The organism is Paenibacillus apii (assembly GCF_011043685.1).
Classification (GTDB): domain Bacteria; phylum Bacillota; class Bacilli; order Paenibacillales; family Paenibacillaceae; genus Paenibacillus_AQ; species Paenibacillus_AQ sabinae.
In genome coordinates this window covers 12,955-32,155 of the sequence record NZ_JAAKGU010000018.1, presented here as the reverse complement: position 1 = coordinate 32,155, position 19,201 = coordinate 12,955, and the positions used below count along the sequence as shown (strand labels likewise).

The following is a 19,201-nucleotide window of genomic DNA, read 5'->3' as shown; positions in this document are numbered from 1 at the left end:
GGCATCCCGTTGTCACTGATTCAGGATGCCTTCACCGTCCGTGCTTCCGGTTCGTTTGCCACTCCGAGCAGCGGGTGTCCCGCGGCCTCCAGCAAATCCCGCAGCGGCAGCCAAATGGCGCCGCCCTCAAGCACAACCCCCGAAGAGATCGCTTCCTGCTCCGGTCCGGCGCCGGTCAGAGTGAGCCTACCACTGGCCGTGTCTGCCGTTATTTCCCGCCCGTTCAGCTCGGCCTGGCCGCTATGGGTGCCGGCAGACCAGTTTACCCGGCCGCCAAACCGCTCGACCACGGAACGAAGCGGGACGATATACCGCCCATCCTCAATACGGTATTCCCCGGGCTGAAGTGAGGCTTGCAGCATGCCGGCTTCCACTACGAGTTTTTTTCCGGGAGCAAACAAGGCTGCGTTGGGAAGGACATTGGCTTCGATCCATGCTTCAGCCGGCTTGATTCTTCCCGAGCCGCTCTTGCCCGGATGCGTCTTGAAGACATACCCCGCCGCTTTATACCGCTTGATGATTTCAGGCAGCGCCTTTGCGCTTTCCTCATGCCCCGCGCCGTCATGCAGCAGCAGAATAACCTTGGAGGCCTTCGTATCCGGTATGGAGTTCTTCGTAATTTCCGAGGCGGGCACTCCCCGCCGCTTCGAATCGCCGCTGTCCACCGTCCAGTCCGTCACCCGGTAGCCCGCTTGCTTCATCAGTTGGAAGTAGGTATCATCAAAATGACCAAACGTTCCGCCTGGAGCGCGCACAAGCTGCGGCCGGGTCCCGGTGATGAGGCGGATGGTTTCCTCCGTTTTTTTAATTTGGCTCCAGAACCGGGTAAAGCCGCTGTATAACTCTTTATAGTTATGATCGTAGGTATGATTTCCGATAGTGCTGCCCTGCTCCCGGATTGCGTTAATCCATTCGGGATGCGTTTCCGCCTCGTTTCCCAGCACGAAAAAAGTTGCTTTTACCCGTTCCCGATTCAATATCTCAAGCACCTTGGGGGTAACGGCGCTGGGTCCGTCGTCAAACGTCAGGTAGACTGTTTTGGGCCGGGCGCTTGTCCTAACCGCCGCCGCAGCGGTCTTTACCGGACGCCCGGAAGCTGCGGAGATGCGGGAAACCGCTGACCGCTGTGAGTGAGAGGGGGGTGCCAGGTGTACGTCCGGCGACGCCCCCGCAACGCCTTCAATTGGCAAGCCTGAGATGGCCTGTCCCTTCGGAGCCCTGGCGGACGCCGGGGCTTGAGAGGAAACAGACAGCGGGCCTCTCCTGTCTATGGCGCCTCCCCCGCCGTCTGCGTCATGAAGTCCTGCGGATTCTTTTCCAAATGGATTGAGCCCCGCTTCACGGTAAATCAGGACTGCCGCGAGAACCGCGGCGGCCAGCACGAGCCGGACAGCCGTACGGCGGCTGATTCCGCGCTTTTTCCAAGCCATAATCTCGACCTCCAGCATTCTATTGGCTACCTAAGCCTTGTGCTGGATTATATGAGGACAAGCCGCAAAATAGACGTGCTCCTTCAGGGGGCAGAACGGCGTCCGCAGCCCATTGTTTTGGAGAGTGACAACAATTATGGAAATGCTGAAATGGATACAGGAATTATTCGCGCAGTATGGATACAGTGTGCTGTTCTTCGGGCTGCTGCTGGAATTTATCGCTTTGCCCTTTCCGGGGGAAACAACGATGGCCTTTGCGGGCTATCTCTCTTATACGGGGCGGCTTGACTTCATCCTGCTCATTATCGTCGCCTTCTTTGGAACGACCGTAGGGATGACTATTACCTATTTCATCGGCGTAAAAGCCGGTCTGCCGTTCATCCAGCGATACGGCCGGTGGTTCCTCTTCTCGCCCGCCAAGCTTGAGAAAACGCAGCGCTGGTTCGAGCGGTACGGCAGCATTTTGATTTCGATCGGTTATTTCATCCCCGGGGTACGCCATTTTACCGGTTATTTCTCCGGCATCATCGCCCTTCCTTTCCGCAAGTTTGCCCTGTACGCCTATGGAGGCGCGCTGTTCTGGGTCATTCTGTTTGTCGGAATCGGCCGGGTGTTCGGACCTCAATGGACCGCAGTGTTCCATCTGTTCGAGGCTTACGCCCCGTGGATCGTGCTCGCCGCCGTCCTGGCCGCCGCACTGATTTTCGCTTACCACTTCCGCTACCGCCGCAGACCTAAAGTCCTTGGCGTCATGAGGGTTAAAGAGTCCTCGAAGGAACGCTGACTGCCCCGCCCCTTCCGCCTCCGATCCATACGTATACCCCCAGCGCAATCGCAATTGCGGCAAAGCAGGCGCCCCCCGCAAATCCAAGCGTACGGGGGGCCGTTCCGTCCAGCAGCCAACCGGCCAGCAGCATGGACAAGCCTAGAAGTGTATTGGTCACCGCAGTGAGAAGCCCGAACAATACAGGCTGCCATTTGGCGGGCGTCTCCCGCATCAGCAGCGTATCGAGCGAAGCGCCTCCGATTCCCGAGGCCAGGGACAGCAGCACATACAATCCGCAGGCAGCCCAAAAGCCGCCGGCCGCGCTGATTCCCATCAGCAGCAGACCTTCCAGCAGCAGCCCTCCCAGCGCCGCCGCCAAAAAGTTCCGCTTGATCCATCCTCCGGCCCAGAAGCTGAGCGTAAGCCCGGCGCCGAGCGCTGCATAAAAAGCCCCCACACCGATATCCCCGGCTTGAAACACCTGGATGGCATACACGCTGATCAGCACATTGTCCAGCCCGTTCACTAGCGGAACAAGCAGCTCATATCCCAGTACCGTCTGCAAAACAAGGCTTCCGGCCACCAGCGAGACCAGCCCTTTCCGGTGGGATACGTTGCCGGGCTCCGGCTCATCACCCCGAACCTCCTCTTCCCTGCCTTCCGGCGCGCTGCTTGGAAACGAAATGCCGGAAATGATCGCCGCCGCAGCCAGAAACGAGCATGCATTCAGCACAAATGCCGTCTCCGGTCCGAGCCAATGGGAGACGAATCCCCCCGTCAGCGCCCCCAGAATCAGCACACACCCGGTCATCAGCTGCTCCATACCGTTAATCCGCATAAGTGCGCTCCGCTCCGCAAGCAGCGGTATCGATGATTTGCGGACCGGCGCGTAAATCGCCTCGCCCGCGGCGAGCACGAAGCTGGCGGCGTAGAGCAGCCACAGCCGATCTTCACTCGTCACCCACAGGAAAGAGAGCGCGAAAGGAATGCGGGCGATATCGGTCGCCATCATAACTGCCTTGCGCGGCAGCTTTCCGCCCAGATATCCCCCGAGGGGGGCCAGCACAAGGGAAGGAAGCAGCCGGATGCCAAGCGACAGCCCTACGGCCATGCCCGATCCGGTCAGGCTTAGAATCAGCGACAGCATCGCCACCTGGCTGAAGCGGTCCCCGATCCCGTTGATAATCCCGGCGAAGAACAGCCTGTAATAGCCGACGCTTACGCCATCACGGCCGGTCGTACTTTTTTTCATAATCTCCATCCTCTCAAACCACAAATTAAATAAATATCTAATTAGATAATAATCAAATGTACTGCTGATAGCAATCCCTCTTTCCCTTCTTACACAGAAAAAAGCCCCCTCCCAGTTTTACAACCTTGGAAGGAGCCCCTCTTACGTTATTATTCTTTTTAAGTAACAGTTTCGTTCCCGGTCTTCAGGAAATCCGGCTGCGGCGATGTTTTGCGGATGAAGAAGGCCAGCGCAAGCCCGGCCACCGTTACCCATGTCGCGATGACGAAGGCATACGTAATCCCGTGAATCATCGCTTCCTGCGAGAACCTGACGAAAGCCAGCTTGTCAGTTGGCGAGATTTGGCCGCTTACTACGGCGTCGGTAATTTCACTCTTCGTGCGGTTCGTCATCAAGGTGACAAACAGCGCCATTCCGAGCGCCCCCGCCACGGTCCGCAGCGTATTGGCCATTGCGGTTCCGTGCGAGCTGAGGCGCTGCGGCAGCTGGTTCAGACCGGCGGTGGTAATCGGCATCATCAGCATGGACAAGCCGAACATCCGCGCCGTGTAGGTCAGAATCAAATGCGTATACGTGGTCGAATCGGTCAACTGGCTGAACTCCCATGTCGTAAGGACCGTAATGACCAGTCCGACGATCGTCAGCCATCGGGCCCCGATTTTATCAAAAATCATGCCGGTGACCGGAGACATAATCCCCATCAGAATCGCTCCCGGCAGCAGCATGACGCCGGATTCCAGCGGTGTAAACCCGCGGATCTTCTGCAGGTACAGCGGCAGTAGGATCATGCCGGAATACATGCCCATCGTGACGATAATGTTAATGACGGTGGTGAGTGAATACATGTTGTAGCGGAAAATGCGGAATTCGAGCATCGGCTTATCCGCGACCAGCTCTCTCCATACGAGCAGGGCGAGTCCGATCACGCCTACAGTCAGCGAGAGGATAACCGTGATGCTGTTCCAGCCGTCGGTTCCCGCGTCGCTTAAACCGTACAGCAGTCCGCCAAACCCGAGCGTCGAGAAAATAACTCCCGGCTTATCCAGCCTGGGCGATGTCTTGACCGTCACGTTCTGCATAAACTTCACGCCCAGCAGCGTGGCGAAAATAGCGAGCGGCAGCACAATATAGAACAGCACCCGCCAGGAATAGTTCTGGACGACCCAACCGGAGAGAGTCGGGCCAACGGCCGGCGCAAAAATCATGGCGACCGCCATCAGTCCCATCGCTTTGCCACGCTCTTCGATCGGGAAGATCATCAGAAATACGATGTTCATCAGCGGCATCAGAATGCCTGCACCCGCGGCCTGAATGACCCGCCCGACCATAATGAACTCAAAGCCGGTCCCGAGTGCGCAGACCAGCGTACCGATTGAAAATAAGGACATAGCCGTAATAAACAGGGCTCGCGTCGTAAACTTCTCGGTAAGATAGGCGCTTACCGGAACAAATACGCCGTTCACCAGCATAAAGCCGGTGGTCAGCCATTGAGCCGTATTGGCCTCGATGCCAAGGCTGTCCATCATCTTCGGCAGAGCGACGTTCATCAGCGTCTGATTCAGCAGCGCGACGAACGCGCCGATCAGGAGCGCCGCGATGATCGGGCCTTTGCGGATATTTTTTGCCGCCACTGCAGCGTTTGCGGTTATCGTGCTCATAATTCTGACTGTTCTCTCCCTTGTTCTAATATTTCAATAATCCGGCCATGAATCCGGAGCAGCTCCTGCACGTCTTCCCGGGGAATGTGAGTCAGCGGAAGCAAATGCTTCCTCAGCTCCACTTCGCTCTCCTCCCAGATTTCCTTGCCTTTCTCCGTCAGCGCGAGCCGGAAAATACGGCGGTCGTCCTCCGCCCGCTTCCTTGTAATCAATTCCGCCTTCACCATCCGTTCAACCAGTCCGCTGACCGAGCTGTTACCGAGATACATCCGTTCCGCAAGTTCGGTTACCGACATCTCCGAGCAAAGCGAAAGCTTGCGCAGCACCATCAGCTGGGCGGGAGTAATACCGAACTGCTCCGCGTCCTTCCACAGCAGCTGCTGAAACGAATGGCTGATGCGCCGGAAAGAGGACACGATTTCATCAAGCTGTTCCCTGTCATCCATCTATCTTGAACCTCCATCTATTTTAAACCTATATATTTCGTATGCGAAATATTTTACTGCTTACTTAAATTTCCGTCAACCGAGCGTTGAAAGTTTCCAGGAAGAAATGCCTGACGGTGTCTTTTAAGACGCAAGTACGTTTCTCGTAGAAATACAAGGCCTTTTATAAGCGTGAAACTTATAAATTCTTTTATGAAAAAAGAAAAAGAGACCCTGTCCCTCCGGACAGAATCTCTTGATTATTTTCTCAAAAAAAAGCGAACGGTTCGCTCATTAAGTGCAGACGGTTCAGCATAAATGCCGCGCCGTCCTTTCCCTTGGCTGCTAAGCCCGGGCCGTCTTCAGCTGCGACTCCGCCTTGGGGCCGCTTGATTCTTCAAAGAACGTCCCGCCGTTCTCGAGCTCGGCCGCAATCGACATCATCAGCTTGATCCGGTTCGTCTGGTTCACGACACTGACCCCTGCATCATAATCGATCGCGGCGATATTCGCGCTTGGATACAGCTCTTTCAGGCCTTTCATCGTTCCGCGCCCGGTAATATGATTCGGAAGGCAGGCGAACGGCTGGATGCAGACGATATTGTTGACGCCGTGGTCAAGAAGCTCCATCATCTCGGCGGTCAGGAACCATCCCTCGCCCATCTGGTTGCCGATGGACACGAGCCGTTCGGCCTTCTCGGCCAGACGGTAAATATTCTTGTCCTTATGGGCGACCCCCGCCTCTTCAAGCGCAGCCGCGATCGGCTTGCGGTACATCTGCAGATAAGAAATGAGCAGCGGGTTGATCAGCCCGAGCGTTTTGTTCTTGCCGAACTGCCCCGCCCCGTAAATCGGATTGTACAAGCAGTAGAAGATGAAATCGAGGAAATCGGGCAGCACCGCTTCCCCGCCCTCGGCTTCGATCAGATCGACAATCCGGTTGTTGGCATCGGGATGGAACTTGATCAGAATCTCGCCGACCACACCGATCCGCGGCTTAACCGCAGACGTCAGCGGCAGGCGGCTGAATTCCGAAGCAATCTCGCGGGCGAGCTTCTTGTAATCGCGGAACGAGAAGGACGACAGGCTGTCCTTGCAGCGCTCCATCCCCTTCCGGAACAGCGCTTCGGCGCTCCCCGGAACCTTCTCGTAGGGTCTGAAGCGGTGCAGCAGCCGCATCAGCAAGTCGCCGTAGCACGCCGCGGCGAACATCCGGTTGATCATCTTGAGTCCGATCCGGAAGCCCGGCTGGTTCTCCAGACCCGAAGCGTTCAGCGACAGCACCGGAATCTTCTCAAGGCCCGCATCCTTAAGCGCCTTGCGCAGCAGGGAAATGTAGTTCGTTGCCCGGCAGCCTCCGCCTGTCTGCGACATGATGACCGCCGTCCGGTCGGGATCGTAATCCCCGCTCTGCAGCGCCGACAGGATTTGGCCGATCGTCACAATGGCCGGGTAGCAGGCGTCGTTGTTGACAAACTTCAGGCCTTCCTCCGTCTCCTCGGGGCCGGACTTCTCGAGCACTTTTAGCCGGTATCCGAAATCCCGGAACACCCGCTCGAACAGTTCGAAGTGGATCGGCGACATCTGCGGCGCAAGAATCGTATAAGCCGACTTCATGTCTTTGGTAAACGGCACAGTCTGCCCGGCAGCCTCGGCCCGGAGCGGCGCTTCCTCTCTGTTCTCCCGCTCGCGCATCGCCGCGAGCAGCGAGCGCAGGCGGATGCGGGCCGCTCCCAAATTGCTGATCTCGTCGATCTTGATCAGCGTGTACACCTTGCCCTTCCGCTCCAGAATATTCTGTACCGCATCGCAGGTAATGGCGTCGATGCCGCAGCCGAACGAAGTAAGCTGCACCAGCTCCAGGTCACTGCGTTCAGCAGCGAGCCGCGCGGCCCGGTAGATCCGGGCGTGGTAGGTCCATTGATTGACCACGCCCAGTTCGCCCTCGGCGCTTCCCAGATGGAAGACGGCATCCTCGGTAAGAACGGCCAGCCCCATGCCGGTAATAAGATCCGCGATGCCATGGTTGATTTCAGGATCGGCGTGATACGGATGCCCGCACAGCAGAATGCCCTTGGTGCCGGTCTCTTCCAGGAACGCCAGCGTCTCCTCGCCTTTCCGGCGCAAGTCGCTCTTCGCCCGCTCCGCTTCGGCCAGCCCGGCCTGAATGGCGGCGGCAATCTCATCCTTCGGGATATCCGGGAACGTGCGCGCCAGCCCTTTCGTCAGCGCCGAAATGTCATCAAAGGTCAGGAACGGGCTGACAAGCGGAATGCCCTTCTCTTTGAGGCCATCCATATTGTTGCGGATGACTTCCGGGTAGGAGGCCACGACCGGGCAGTTAAAGTGGTTGTCGGCGGCTTCATCCTCTTTCTTCTCATACACGATGGCGGGGTAGAAAATAAAATCGACGCCCTTGCCGAGCAGGCTCTGCACATGGCCGTGGGCCATTTTGGCCGGATAGCAGACCGCTTCGGACGGAATGGTGTCCATGCCGCTTTCGTACAGCTTTTTGTCCGACTTTGGAGACAGCACCACCTTGTAGCGAAGAGAGGTAAAGAACGCATGCCAGAACGGATAGTTCTCGAACAGGTTCATAGCGCGCGGCATTCCGACAACGCCCCGTTCGGCCTCCTCATCGGGGAGGGGAGCGTAATCCAGGAAGCGTTCGTATTTATACTGCATCAGATTCGGCAGCTTGTTCTTTTCTTTCTTCCCGCCGGCTCCGCGTTCGCAGCGGTTGCCGGTGACATGGAAGCTGCGGTCCGGGAACCGGCTGATCGTCAGCGGGCAGTTGTTGCCGCAGCGGCCGCAGCGGCCCTGCGTCACCTCGTAGGCAAAGCTCTCCAGCTCCTCAGCGCCTAGCAGCGTGCTGACGCCGCTCTCCGCAGCGTTCTCTCTGGCGAGCAGGGCGCAGCCGTAGGCTCCCATCACGCCGGCGATATCCGGGCGAATGACGGTTCTTCCCGTCAGCTGCTCAAAGGCGCGCAGCACGGCTTCATTATAGAAAGTGCCGCCCTGCACGATAATGTGTTCGCCCAGTTCATCGAATCTGCGGATTTTGATAACCTTTTGCAGCGCGTTCTTGATGACGGAGTAGGCCAGCCCGGCCGAAAGATCGGACAGGGACGCCCCTTCCTTCTGCGCCTGCTTCACCTTCGAGTTCATGAACACGGTGCAGCGGGAGCCCAGATTGACGGGCTTCTCCGAATGCAGCGCGGCCTCGGCGAACTCGGAGACGCCAAGACCAAGCGCCGAGGCAAAGCTCTCCAGAAAAGAGCCGCAGCCCGCGGAGCAGGCCTCGTTCAGCATGAGGCTGTCGATGGCGCCGCCGCGGATTTTGATGCATTTCATATCCTGGCCGCCGATGTCGAGAATAAAATCGACTTCCGGCATAAACTTGGCGGCCGCTTTATAATGGGCAACCGTCTCCACTTCGCCGCCGTCGGCCTTCAGCGCCGCCTTGATCAGCCCCTCGCCGTAGCCGGTCGCATAGCAGCCCGCAATATGGCAGCCGTCCGGCAGCAGCCGGTAAATCTCCTTCAGCGCTTCGCTAACCGATTTTAGCGGATTTCCTTGATTGCTCCCGTAATATGTATACAAGATCTCGTCGTCGCCGCCCGTAAGCACAAGCTTCGTTGTCGTCGAGCCGGCGTCGATGCCGAGATAGCACGGTCCGCGGTAAGAGGACAGATCGGCCCGTACCGCCCCGGCCTCCGAATGCCGCCGCCGGAATTCGTCAAGCTCGGCCTTCGTCTCAAAGAGCGGCGGAAGCTCGCCGTCCTCGGAGCGCTCCGACGCAAAATCGACGGCCGCGATCTTCGCCCGCCACTCCGCAAGCGGCACAGCGGCCCCGCCGCTTTCCGTCAGCGCCGAGCCGATCGCCACGAAATACTGCGATCTCTCCGGGAACAGGATGTCGTCCTCCGCAAGCTCGAGCGTCTCTACGAACCGGGCCCGCAGCTGGGACAAGTACGTCAGCGGACCGCCCAGAAAAGCGACGCGGCCGCGAATCGGACGCCCGCAAGCCAGTCCAGAGATCGTCTGATTGACGATGCTCTGGAAGATCGAAGCCGCCACATCCTCGCGGCGCGCCCCCTCGTTGAGCAGCGGCTGAATGTCGCTCTTGGCAAAGACGCCGCAGCGGGAAGCGATCGGATAAATCCGCTCGTGACCCGCCGCAAGCGCGTCGAGCCCGGTAGGGTCAGTCTTCAGCAGAGCGGCCATCTGATCGATAAAAGCGCCCGTCCCGCCCGCGCAGGCATTGTTCATCCGCTGCTCGATGCCGCCGCTGAGATATATCAGCTTGGCGTCCTCTCCCCCAAGCTCAATGGCGGTATCGCAGGACGGAAGCAGCTCGCCGATCGCTTTCGTGCAGGCGATGACCTCCTGAACAAAAGGCACATCCCCCAGCTTGGACAGGGACAGGCCCGAAGAACCGCTTACCGCGAGCACCGCTTCCCTTCCAGGAAATAGGTAGATGACCTTATCCAGCAAAGTGAGCACCGCTTTTTTGATATCGCTGTAGTGTCTGACATAATCCTGATGGACAATCTCGCTTTGCTCCATGACAACCAACTTGGCCGTAGTCGATCCGACATCCAGTCCGATCCTCAGCTGCATCCTGCAATCACCATGCCTTATTGAAATTTTTAACTTTAGGAAAAATATCACATAATAGGCTAATGAAAGCTGTTAAAAATGTAACAATTAAAAATGTAATTGACCGGAGGTAACCCCGCCTGCCGACCTATTCTCCGTTAAGGCGCGCCGCGACCGTCTCCGCATGCCCCTTTACCCGCACCTTTTTCCACATATCCGTTATCTTGCCCGACTCGTCGATCAGGAAGGTGGAGCGCACAATGCCCATAAATTCCTTGCCGTACAGCTTCTTGAGCTGCCATACCCCATACTGCTCGCTTACTTTGTGGTCTTCGTCGGACAGAAGCAGAAAAGGCAGTTCATTCTTCGCGATAAACTTGGCGTGCGACTGAAGGCTGTCTGGGCTCACGCCGAGAACGACGGCGCCCTTCGCCGTAATCCGGTCATTGACGTCCCGGAATTCGCAGGCTTCCTGGGTGCAGCCCGGGGTCATATTTTTCGGATAAAAATAGAGCAAAACCTTCCGTCCTCTGTACTGGCTCAGGCTTACCTCACTTCCGTCTGAAGCGGGCAGCGTAAATTCCGGCGCTTCTTGTCCGATGGTCAGTTCTTCCATAGTTTATGCACTCCTCCGATTTGTTAATCGTCCCTAAAGTGGGTACTGTCCCGCCAAACGGGACCTAGAATTGATTGTAACCATAAAAGAAATTATAATGTAGGGAATGCGAATGTGAAAGGAAGAGCGATTAATGCCGCCACGATCGAAACGACACGCAAAAAAGCGAAAGTCCAGGAAACCGTTGATTTGGAGCTTCAGTCTCCTTCTCCTGCTCTTGGTCGGGGGAGCCGTGTATTACTTCACTTCCATCTATCAAGGCCTTGACGGCCTGCAGAAGCAGGGCGAACAATCCCCTTTTAATAATGTGAAAACGGTAGATGCCGATACGCCCGAGCCTCCGAAATGGGAAGGTACGGAGCCGGTGAATATCCTGCTGATGGGCGTGGATGCGCGCGGTGTGAAAAAGGGTGAAATTCCGCGTTCCGACACAATGCTGGTCGTGTCCCTCGATCCGGTGAACAAGAAAGCCCACGTCTTCTCCATCCTTCGGGATACCTATGTGCCAATTCCCGATCACGGCGAGGACCGTATAAACACAGCGATCATTTACGGCCCCAACACGGCGATGCAGACGGTCAGCGATCTGCTCGGCATTCCGATTCAATATTACGTCTACACCGACTTTCAAGGCTTTATCAAGCTGATTGATGCGGTGGGCGGCATAGATTATACGGTTGAGAAGGACATGGTCTACAAGACCAAGGCCGACGGCCCCGAATACGATATCGATCTCAAAAAAGGCTATCAGCACCTTGACGGCAACATGGCGCTACAATATGTCCGCTTCCGGCATGACGCCACTTCGGACTTTACGCGCACCCAGCGCCAGCGGGCCTTCCTGAGCGCCGTGGCGGACAAGCTCAAGAGCACCACATCGCTCGTTAAGCTTCCCGGCATTTTGTCGCAGGTCAGCCCCTATATCGACACGAATCTGTCCATCAACGATATGTGGAAGCTGGCGAACGTCGGTTATGGCAGCAGCGTGGCCGGCAGCGAGCAGATCCCGCCGATGAACCTCCTGAAAGAGGAGACCATCCGGGGATCGTCCGTGCTGGGCGTCCGGGATTACGATGAACTGAAGCAGTTCGTGCAGGAAACGATGGCCAAAAAAGAACCTGTGGCCTCTCCGTCTCCATCTTCATCGCCTTCCGCCACGGCGGGAAGCGACAGCTCCCAGTAATTAGCCTGCCGCTGTCTTTTCGGCGGCGGATTGAACAATTGGCGCTTCACCCTGGCAACGGGCGGACAACGGCATGGACCGTTGTTCGCCCGTTGCCTTGCGCTATCCCTTAAAACGAAAGGATGACTATTGTTATGAATCGTTCCACCTCAGAACAGCTGTATCAAGAGGCTCTTAAGCATATTGTCGGAGGAGTTAACAGCCCCTCCCGATCCTTCAAAGCCGTAGGCGGCGGAGCGCCCGTCTTCATGAAGCGCGCCTCGGGAGCCCACTTCTGGGACGAAGACGGCAACCGCTATATCGATTATCTGGCGGCCTTTGGCCCGGTCATTACCGGGTTTGCCCACCCGCATATTACGGCCGCGATCACAAGAGCCGCAGAGAACGGCGTGCTGTACGGCACCCCGACGGCGCTTGAGATTACCTTGGCCAAAATGGTCAAGGAAGCCATTCCGTCACTGGACAAGGTACGGTTCGTCAATTCCGGCACCGAAGCCGTCATGTCGACGATCCGGGTCGCCCGGGCGTTCACCGGCCGCAGTAAAATCATCAAGTTCGCCGGCTGCTACCACGGCCACTCCGACCTGGTGCTGGTTGCCGCAGGCTCCGGCCCGTCCACGCTGGGCATCCCGGACAGCGCCGGTATTCCGGTGAGCATCGCCCACGAAGTTATCACCGTACCGTTCAACAGCCTGGACGGCTTGCGCGAGGCCTTGAACCGGTGGGGCGACGACGTCGCCGCCGTCATGGTCGAGCCGATCGTAGGTAATTTCGGCATGGTCATGCCGAAGCCCGGGTTCCTCGAGGGCATGTGCAAGCTGGCGCATGACAACGGCTCGCTCGTCATTTACGACGAGGTGATTACCAACTTCCGCTTCCACTACGGCGGCGCGCAAACTTACGCCGGACTGGACAATCACGAGCAGATCGTACCCGACCTGACGGCGATGGGCAAAATCTTCGGCGGCGGTCTGCCGATCGGCGCCTACGGCGGCCGCAAGGAGATCATGGATCAGGTAGCGCCGCTCGGACCGGCCTACCAGGCCGGCACTATGGCGGGCAACCCCGCGTCCATCTCGGCGGGCATTGCCTGCCTGGAGATACTCCAGGGAGAAGGCGTGTACGAAGAGATGGAGCGGCTGGCTATCCGGTTAACGGACGGACTGAAAGAGTCGGCCGACCGTCACGGCATTCCGCTGACGATCAACCGCATTCGCGGCGCCTTCTCCACCCACTTCTGCGATCATCCCGTGACCAACTACGATGAGGCCCAGGATACCGACGGCGAAGCGTTCGCCAGCTTCTTCCGCCATATGCTGAACCGCGGCATCAACCTGGCGGCGTCGAAGTATGAGGCGTGGTTCCTGACCACGGCTCACACCGATGAAGACATCGACGCTACGCTGGAAGCGGCGGAAGCCTCCTTCCGCGCGATGAAGGAAGAACGATAAGCGTAACGCAAGCAGCGGACGGGTTGCCGTTCAAAGGCAGGGCAGTATCGCCTTTGAACGGCGCTTTTTTGCATCCGGGTCGTCTCTAGATTAACGCGTAAAAAAAACGACCGTCGCCCCGATCGAGGATAGCTACGGCCGCCTTGCTTCTTAATCTGCACTTTTTTCTGAAAATTATTCATTGTGAATCATTTCGTTTCAAGCTTTAATCTTCATCCCGGTCGTACAGGCTGCGAATCGATACACCTTGCGGCAGCTTGAACGGATTATCTTTATTGATCCGGTCGTAGAACATCTTTCCGTCCAGATGATCCATCTCATGCTGGATGATGATTGACGTATAGCCCTTGAACCGAAGCTGGACCTCTTTGCCCGCACCCAGATCATACCCTTTTACTTTGACCGACTCATACCGCGGCACAAAGCCCTGAATCGGCCGGTCGACCGACAGGCAGCCCTCACTATCCGGCAAGTAGATCATCGACAGGGAATGGCTGACGATCTTTGGATTGACCAGGGCATGCTCGATCAGCGCGCCGGTCTCGTCATGGGAATACATGACAAACATCCGCTTGTTCAGCCCGATCTGATTGGCCGACAGCCCAACACCGGAGCGCAGCTTATACCTCGCGGCCATCTCCTCGTCCTGGCTGTTCTTCAGAAACTGAAGCATGCACAGCAGCGTTTCGCGGTCCTCCTCCGTCAGAGGCAGCTTTACCGGCTCTGTGATGATGCGAAGCGCCGGATGCCCCTCTCTTACAATATCGTCCATCGTAATCACATAATCCTTCGTAAACTTTGCGTTAGACACCGTTGCTCTCCACCTTTGCTTCACATGATGAACTTTTAATACGCGCTTGCTTGATTATTAATATATTTAAGGGTTGATAAAAGCGGTACGCAGCTGCGCGCTGTATTCCACGTCGAAGCCCAGGCCCGAGGCGAGGGCGGCCAGTGGCAAATAGGTCTTGACTTCCTTGCCATTCTTTTGCAGAAAAGCCGGAGTATCTACCGCGATCTTGCGGCCGTCCGCCAGGATCGTCTTGGAGCCGATCGTAATGACGACCGTCCGTCCGCCGTATACAATGGTCGCGCTGGACGTCTTGTTGTCCCACTTGCCGCTTGCGCCCATCGCTTTGAGAACATCCGCGAGCGCAAGGAAGTTCTGGCCGCTGCGGACGACCGGTTTGTTCGGCGTGTTCAGCTCCTGGCTGTTCACGACAATCGTCATCGGCCGCTGTGAGGCGGAAGGTGTCAGGAAGGAGGCCGGCACCCGGTAGTCGCCCCAGACCTCTTCGGTGAACGCCTTCGCAATCGTCTCGTAGCCAAGCTGGGTCGGATGGAAGTCGGAGTCAGCGATGATATGCGTCAGCGATCCCTCTTGGCCCGCAAACAGCGAGGCCGCATGGGCGACAAGCACGGGGGCGTCTGGGCGCGTCACGCTTGCGGCCAGACGGTCGGCCGCCTGCGTAAAGCTTGCAGCGGCGCTCATCAGCTTCGCGTAGCTCTGGCCGGCATAGAGCTGCGGAACCGGCTGATACTGGTCGGCGATAATAATCGTCGCATTCGGATTTATCGCCCGCAGGTTCTCCAGCGCGGCCGTGACATTGTCCGTGTAAGCCGCCAGCAGCTCTTGCACGCGAGCCTGAAGATCGGCATCCGACAAGTCCTTCGCCTGCTGCAGCAGACTGCTCACATCATTGCCGCCGATCGTGATGGTAATCAGCTTCGCTGCGGCAATATCGGCCTTGGTCTGCTCGGCTTTGGCCGCAAACGAGGGCAGGCGCGGATCGGCGATGCCGGGCTGGATGCTGTCGGCCGTAATGGCCGTGCCGTCCTTGATTGCCGCCGTAAGCTGTCGAAGTCCGGCGGTCTTCAGCCCGAGAATGCCGTAATTGCTAAGCTCTGCCCGCTTGCCGTGAAACCAGGCCTGCTCCAGCAGCCGCTCCGCGTAGCCGTAGGGCGTAGAGCTTATCGTCATGCCCGGTTCATAGCCTGCCGTAACGGAGTCTCCCAAAGCCACGATGCCGACCGTTTCCGGCTGCGGCGTCTTTGCGGCGGCTGCCAAAGCGCCCGGGGCAGAGGTGCCCAGCAGGGTGGCTGCGAGCAGCAGGAAGCTGGCGGCGTTTATCCATTTTTTCCGCAAATTGATCATCATATCCCTCCAAGTCTGCCATGATTCTTCCATTCTATCATTCCAAATCCTGTAAAGGTAGATCTCGGCGCCGAGCAAAAAAGAGCCAAGGTTCCACATCATCGCGCCCTTGACTCTTTCTCTTGATTAAATATGATATTAGCTAGCCGCGTGCCCGTTCGTCCCCGGTGCTCCGGCCTTACCGGTCGCCTTTAAGGGCTTCCTTCCTGGTCTCCCGCCGATTCGCGAGAAACGGAATCCTGCCGCTTCCGCGTCCGTTCCAGGTATTTATCGTACCGGTCGTCCAGCTCTCGGGCGATTGACCGGTACCGGTGCGTTTCCTCCACAATCGGATCAAGCGTTGTCTGAATACGGATTTCGTATTTCGGCGATATTTGGCGAAGCTCCCTTGCTTCCCGGCTGCTTTGTTCCAGCTCGCCCTCGTTCAGCAATTCGCTCAAACGGCGCTCCAGATCTTCCTTCCCGCTCACTAAAAGCCCGCCTCCTTTCGCTCTTGCTAGAATCCGGTCGCTCCCGCTTCCTTCAGCGAAGATACGATATCCTCATGGATATGCCCGTTGCTGGCCACGACATGGCGTGTGCCGATATGGTACGGGTTGCCTTGCGTATCGGTAACCTGGCCGCCGGACTCCTTGACCAGCAGCACACCTGCGGCGCAGTCCCAAGGGCTCAGGCCGACTTCATAGTAGGCGCTGACCCGTCCCGCAGCCACGTAGGCCAGATGCAGGGCGGCGGAGCCTCCGGCGCGGATCCCCCGGACCTTCGGCAGAATGTTCTGCAGAGCGGCCAGATTGGCCGGCTGCGCAACCTGCCGGTCCGGCGGGAAGCCGAGCGCGATCAGGCTGTCGCCAAGCGAAGTTTCCGAAGAGACGGCGGTCTTGACGCCATGCACGTAAGCGCCCTTGCCCTTTTCGGCCACGAACATCTCATCGCGCACCGGGTCGTAAATGACGCCGACCGTCAATTCGCCGCGTACGGCGAGCGCAATCGACACCGCGTAAAAAGGAAAGCCATGGACAAAATTCGTTGTCCCGTCCACCGGATCGACGATCCAGAGAAACTCATTCTCTTTCGCTTCCTCCAGCGCGGCGGTCACGGCATCGGCACCGGGCACCACTCCCTCCTCGCCCAGAATGGCGTGATCGGGATAATGCGTCAGCACAAGTCTGCGGATCATCTGCTCCGCGCCTTTGTCCACTTCCGTCACCAGATCCTGAGCCGATGACTTCGTTCCCAGCTCCTTGACCGTCCCCTGTCTGCTCTTGATGTACTCCCCGGCTTTAGCGGCCGCGTTGATGGCTACCGCCGTGTAACCCTTGCTGGATACGACATAGGGCTCCCGCTCATTCCTGCTATTAGGATTTAAAGAACTCATCTCTTCACTCCGCTTTCTTAAACTTGATAGCCGGGCGTGAGATCCCTTCGCAGCTCGCGGGGACCTTGCCGTCCGGCCCGCTTGCTAACCTCCGATGATGTGGTACCCGCCGTCGACATAGATTACTTCTCCGGTAATCCCTCGCGACAGCTGGCTTATCAGGAACATTGCCGTATCGCCGACTTCGGCGGCATCGGTGCCGCGGCGAAGCGGCGCCTTTTCTTCCACGACGCGCAGAATCGAGTTGAAATCGCTGATGCCTTTGGCAGCCAGGGTGCGGATCGGTCCGGCGGAAATGGCGTTCACGCGGATGTTGTCCGGACCAAGATCGCTTGCCAGATAGCGAACCGAAGCTTCAAGCGCTGCTTTGGCTACGCCCATGACGTTATAATTGCGCATCACGCGCTCCGAGCCCATATAGGTCATCGTAATGATGGACCCGCCCTCGGTCATGAGGGGATGCAGCCGCTGGGCGACAGCGACCAGCGAATAAGCGCTGATGTCATGCGCCAGCGCAAAGCCGGCACGCGAAGTGGCGGCAAAGCGGCCTTCCAGATCCTCGCCTTTGGCGAAGGCAATGCTGTGCACAATGCCGTGCAGCACGCCGAAGTTCTCTTTCAGCTCCTCCGCCAGCTTGTCAATATCCTCGTCCACCGTCACGTTGCACGGCAAAATGACCGAACCGGGAATGGTCTCGGCCAGCTTGCGCACCCGGCCCTCCACACGTTCGCTTTCATATGTAAAGGCCAGGCGCGCCCCCTGTTCCGATAAGCTCTTGGCAATCGCCCAGGCAATGCTGCGGTCGTTCGCCACGCCCATTACCACAATATTTTTTCCGGTCAGCAGTTCTCCCATTTCGTATGCTCCTTTAATTGTTAAGATATAGGGTAAACCGAAGTTTCCTTCAACGTACCGCATTTGCGGCTACTTATCAAGTCGGCAATGCCATATTTTAGGCCTCGATGCGAATGCTTGCTCCGTCCAGCACAGTAATTCCGCTCCCTGCGCCTTCCATTCCTTTTAGCGTCTCCATCAGCTCAAACAGCGCGCCGTCCTTAGCCTTGGCTTCGATCATGACATCCACCGCCGCCGTATCCGGTGCAATCCGCTTCAGAAAAGCGAGCAGCGGCGCCGGGTCCACGTTATCGGCATGGCTGCGGGGATCGGACAGGCTGCGGGGGCTTGAGACATGAATCTTGGGCGGAAGGGGCCGGTCGCTTGGGGCGTCCTTCTGAGCCAACGGCGTCTGCCAGGTCCGGCTGATGTCCGGCCACAGCTCCCAGGGAAGCTCTCCCTCGTTATTCACCCATTGATGATGGAGATCGAGCACCATCGGGAGACCAAGCGTCTTGCAGACTTCCAGCGTCTCCACCGCGTTGAACGTCTTGTCGTCGTTCTCAAGGGTGATGCGCTCCTGCAGTTCCGGCGCAAGCTCCCGGAAGTTCTGGGCGAACCGGGCCGCCGCAAGGGGCTTATCCCCGTACGCGCCGCCGATATGGATATTGTTCTTGGCCGTAGCCGGAAGCTCCATTGCGGACAGCATGTCCGTATGGTGGCGGAGGTCACGGACGGAACTGGCCAGTACCTCGGGCCTTGGCGTGCTCAGCACGGTAAAATGATCGGGATGAAAGGACACCCTTATCCCGTTCTCCTTAATATATCGGCCAACCTCGGCAAAATCCTGGGCCAGCGCGGCCAGCGCGTTCCAATCCCGCAGCTCCGGATGCGTGGCCAGAGGGACCAGCTTCGAGGTCAGCCGGTAAACTTTAATATCGGATGCCCGGTTATGCCTCAGCAGCCTGAGCGTGTTATGCAGATTGCCCCTGGCGATCGACTCAAGGCGGCGGACCGCCGCCTCGCGGTCGTCCAGCTTACTGAACGAAGCCATGGTCATCGTCTTGGACGGTGAACAATTTTTGATCACAGTGGACATTGCAACATAACCGAAGCGGACGATCATTCCCGCTCTCCGAAGAACATCTCGTCGGCCAGAGCCGTCTGTACTCTGGATTCTTCATCATTCAGTTTGCGGACCAGTTCCATCTCGACTGCGGTTACTTCATGGCCCTGGAAGTTAATCTCCGCGATGGACGCCGAGATTTTGACGATAGCCACAGCGACGTTGTCCGGCGTATAGGCAATAACCTTCTGCCCGGTCGGAAAGATGCGGAACCCTTGCTTCAGCATTTTACAGCGTCCGTATTCCAGCAGCTCATACAATTCCTGTTCATTCTTGAATTTGCATACCGAATTAAACTCTGTTTGAAATCCCATGATACCTTCTCCTT

Annotated in this window: 16 protein-coding genes; 3 read left to right on the top strand and 13 right to left on the bottom strand. The window is 57.6% G+C overall.

The features are described from left to right. Positions 1-20: 20 nt before the first annotated feature. Positions 21-1,430 carry a polysaccharide deacetylase gene (locus G5B47_RS24405; protein ID WP_165103964.1) on the bottom strand — a complete coding sequence of 470 codons (1,410 nt, stop codon included), beginning with the start codon at positions 1,428-1,430 and terminating at the stop codon, positions 21-23. 136 nt (positions 1,431-1,566) lie between these two features. Between G5B47_RS24405 and G5B47_RS24400 the strand changes: the two genes are divergently transcribed. Continuing rightward, entirely contained in the window at positions 1,567-2,214 is a 648-nt protein-coding gene (locus G5B47_RS24400) for a DedA family protein (protein WP_165103963.1), read from the top strand. On the opposite strand, the gene G5B47_RS24395 is transcribed toward G5B47_RS24400, so the two are convergent. From G5B47_RS24395 to bcp, 5 genes are all read right to left on the bottom strand, one after another. Beyond that, positions 2,189-3,448 carry an MFS transporter gene (locus G5B47_RS24395; RefSeq protein WP_165103961.1) on the bottom strand — a complete coding sequence of 420 codons (1,260 nt, stop codon included), beginning with the start codon at positions 3,446-3,448 and terminating at the stop codon, positions 2,189-2,191. The genes G5B47_RS24400 and G5B47_RS24395 overlap by 26 nt on opposite strands. Before the next feature lie 158 nt (positions 3,449-3,606). After that, entirely contained in the window at positions 3,607-5,106 is a 1,500-nt protein-coding gene (locus G5B47_RS24390) for a DHA2 family efflux MFS transporter permease subunit (protein WP_165103959.1), read from the bottom strand. Beyond that, positions 5,103-5,552: a MarR family winged helix-turn-helix transcriptional regulator gene (locus tag G5B47_RS24385; RefSeq protein WP_165103958.1), complete on the bottom strand. Its 450-nt coding sequence runs from the start codon at positions 5,550-5,552 to the stop codon at positions 5,103-5,105. Before G5B47_RS24385 ends, G5B47_RS24390 begins: the two co-directional genes overlap by 4 nt. 324 nt (positions 5,553-5,876) lie before the next feature. Further along, positions 5,877-10,154, bottom strand: a complete 4,278-nt coding sequence (locus G5B47_RS24380) for a 2-hydroxyacyl-CoA dehydratase (RefSeq protein ID WP_165103956.1) — start codon at positions 10,152-10,154, stop codon at positions 5,877-5,879. A gap of 127 nt (positions 10,155-10,281) precedes the next feature. Further along, a complete protein-coding gene (gene bcp / locus G5B47_RS24375; RefSeq protein ID WP_165103954.1) occupies positions 10,282-10,749 on the bottom strand; it encodes a thioredoxin-dependent thiol peroxidase in 468 nt (155 codons plus the stop codon). Positions 10,750-10,882: 133 nt separating this feature from the next. On the opposite strand from bcp, the gene G5B47_RS24370 reads away from it, so the two are divergent. Continuing rightward, on the top strand, positions 10,883-11,932 hold the full coding sequence (locus G5B47_RS24370; protein WP_165103953.1) for an LCP family protein: 1,050 nt from the start codon (positions 10,883-10,885) through the stop codon (positions 11,930-11,932). Between the two features lie 134 nt (positions 11,933-12,066). Next, positions 12,067-13,383, top strand: coding sequence for a glutamate-1-semialdehyde 2,1-aminomutase (locus G5B47_RS24365; RefSeq protein WP_206107529.1), 1,317 nt, complete (start codon positions 12,067-12,069; stop codon positions 13,381-13,383). A 205-nt stretch (positions 13,384-13,588) separates the two neighbouring features. Here G5B47_RS24365 and def read toward each other — a convergent pair whose 3' ends face one another. The 7 genes from def to G5B47_RS24330 form a co-directional block, all read right to left on the bottom strand. Further along, complete coding sequence (gene def, locus G5B47_RS24360; protein WP_165103991.1) at positions 13,589-14,155, bottom strand: peptide deformylase; 567 nt, start codon at positions 14,153-14,155, stop codon at positions 13,589-13,591. Positions 14,156-14,260: 105 nt separating this feature from the next. Then, entirely contained in the window at positions 14,261-15,538 is a 1,278-nt protein-coding gene (locus tag G5B47_RS24355; RefSeq protein ID WP_165103951.1) for a stalk domain-containing protein, read from the bottom strand. 191 nt (positions 15,539-15,729) lie between these two features. After that, positions 15,730-16,008, bottom strand: a complete 279-nt coding sequence (locus G5B47_RS24350) for a hypothetical protein (protein ID WP_165103949.1) — start codon at positions 16,006-16,008, stop codon at positions 15,730-15,732. Positions 16,009-16,034: 26 nt separating this feature from the next. After that, positions 16,035-16,913 carry an inositol monophosphatase family protein gene (locus tag G5B47_RS24345; RefSeq protein WP_165103948.1) on the bottom strand — a complete coding sequence of 293 codons (879 nt, stop codon included), beginning with the start codon at positions 16,911-16,913 and terminating at the stop codon, positions 16,035-16,037. Positions 16,914-16,997: 84 nt separating this feature from the next. Further along, positions 16,998-17,768, bottom strand: a complete 771-nt coding sequence (fabI, locus tag G5B47_RS24340) for an enoyl-ACP reductase FabI (RefSeq protein ID WP_165103946.1) — start codon at positions 17,766-17,768, stop codon at positions 16,998-17,000. Between the two features lie 97 nt (positions 17,769-17,865). Beyond that, positions 17,866-18,873 (bottom strand): UV DNA damage repair endonuclease UvsE, encoded by a 1,008-nt coding sequence (uvsE, locus tag G5B47_RS24335; RefSeq protein ID WP_165103944.1) that lies wholly within the window; start codon positions 18,871-18,873, stop codon positions 17,866-17,868. Next, a complete protein-coding gene (locus tag G5B47_RS24330) occupies positions 18,870-19,187 on the bottom strand; it encodes a hypothetical protein (protein ID WP_025333099.1) in 318 nt (105 codons plus the stop codon). The genes uvsE and G5B47_RS24330 overlap by 4 nt, the downstream gene beginning before the upstream one ends. Positions 19,188-19,201 lie beyond the last annotated feature (14 nt).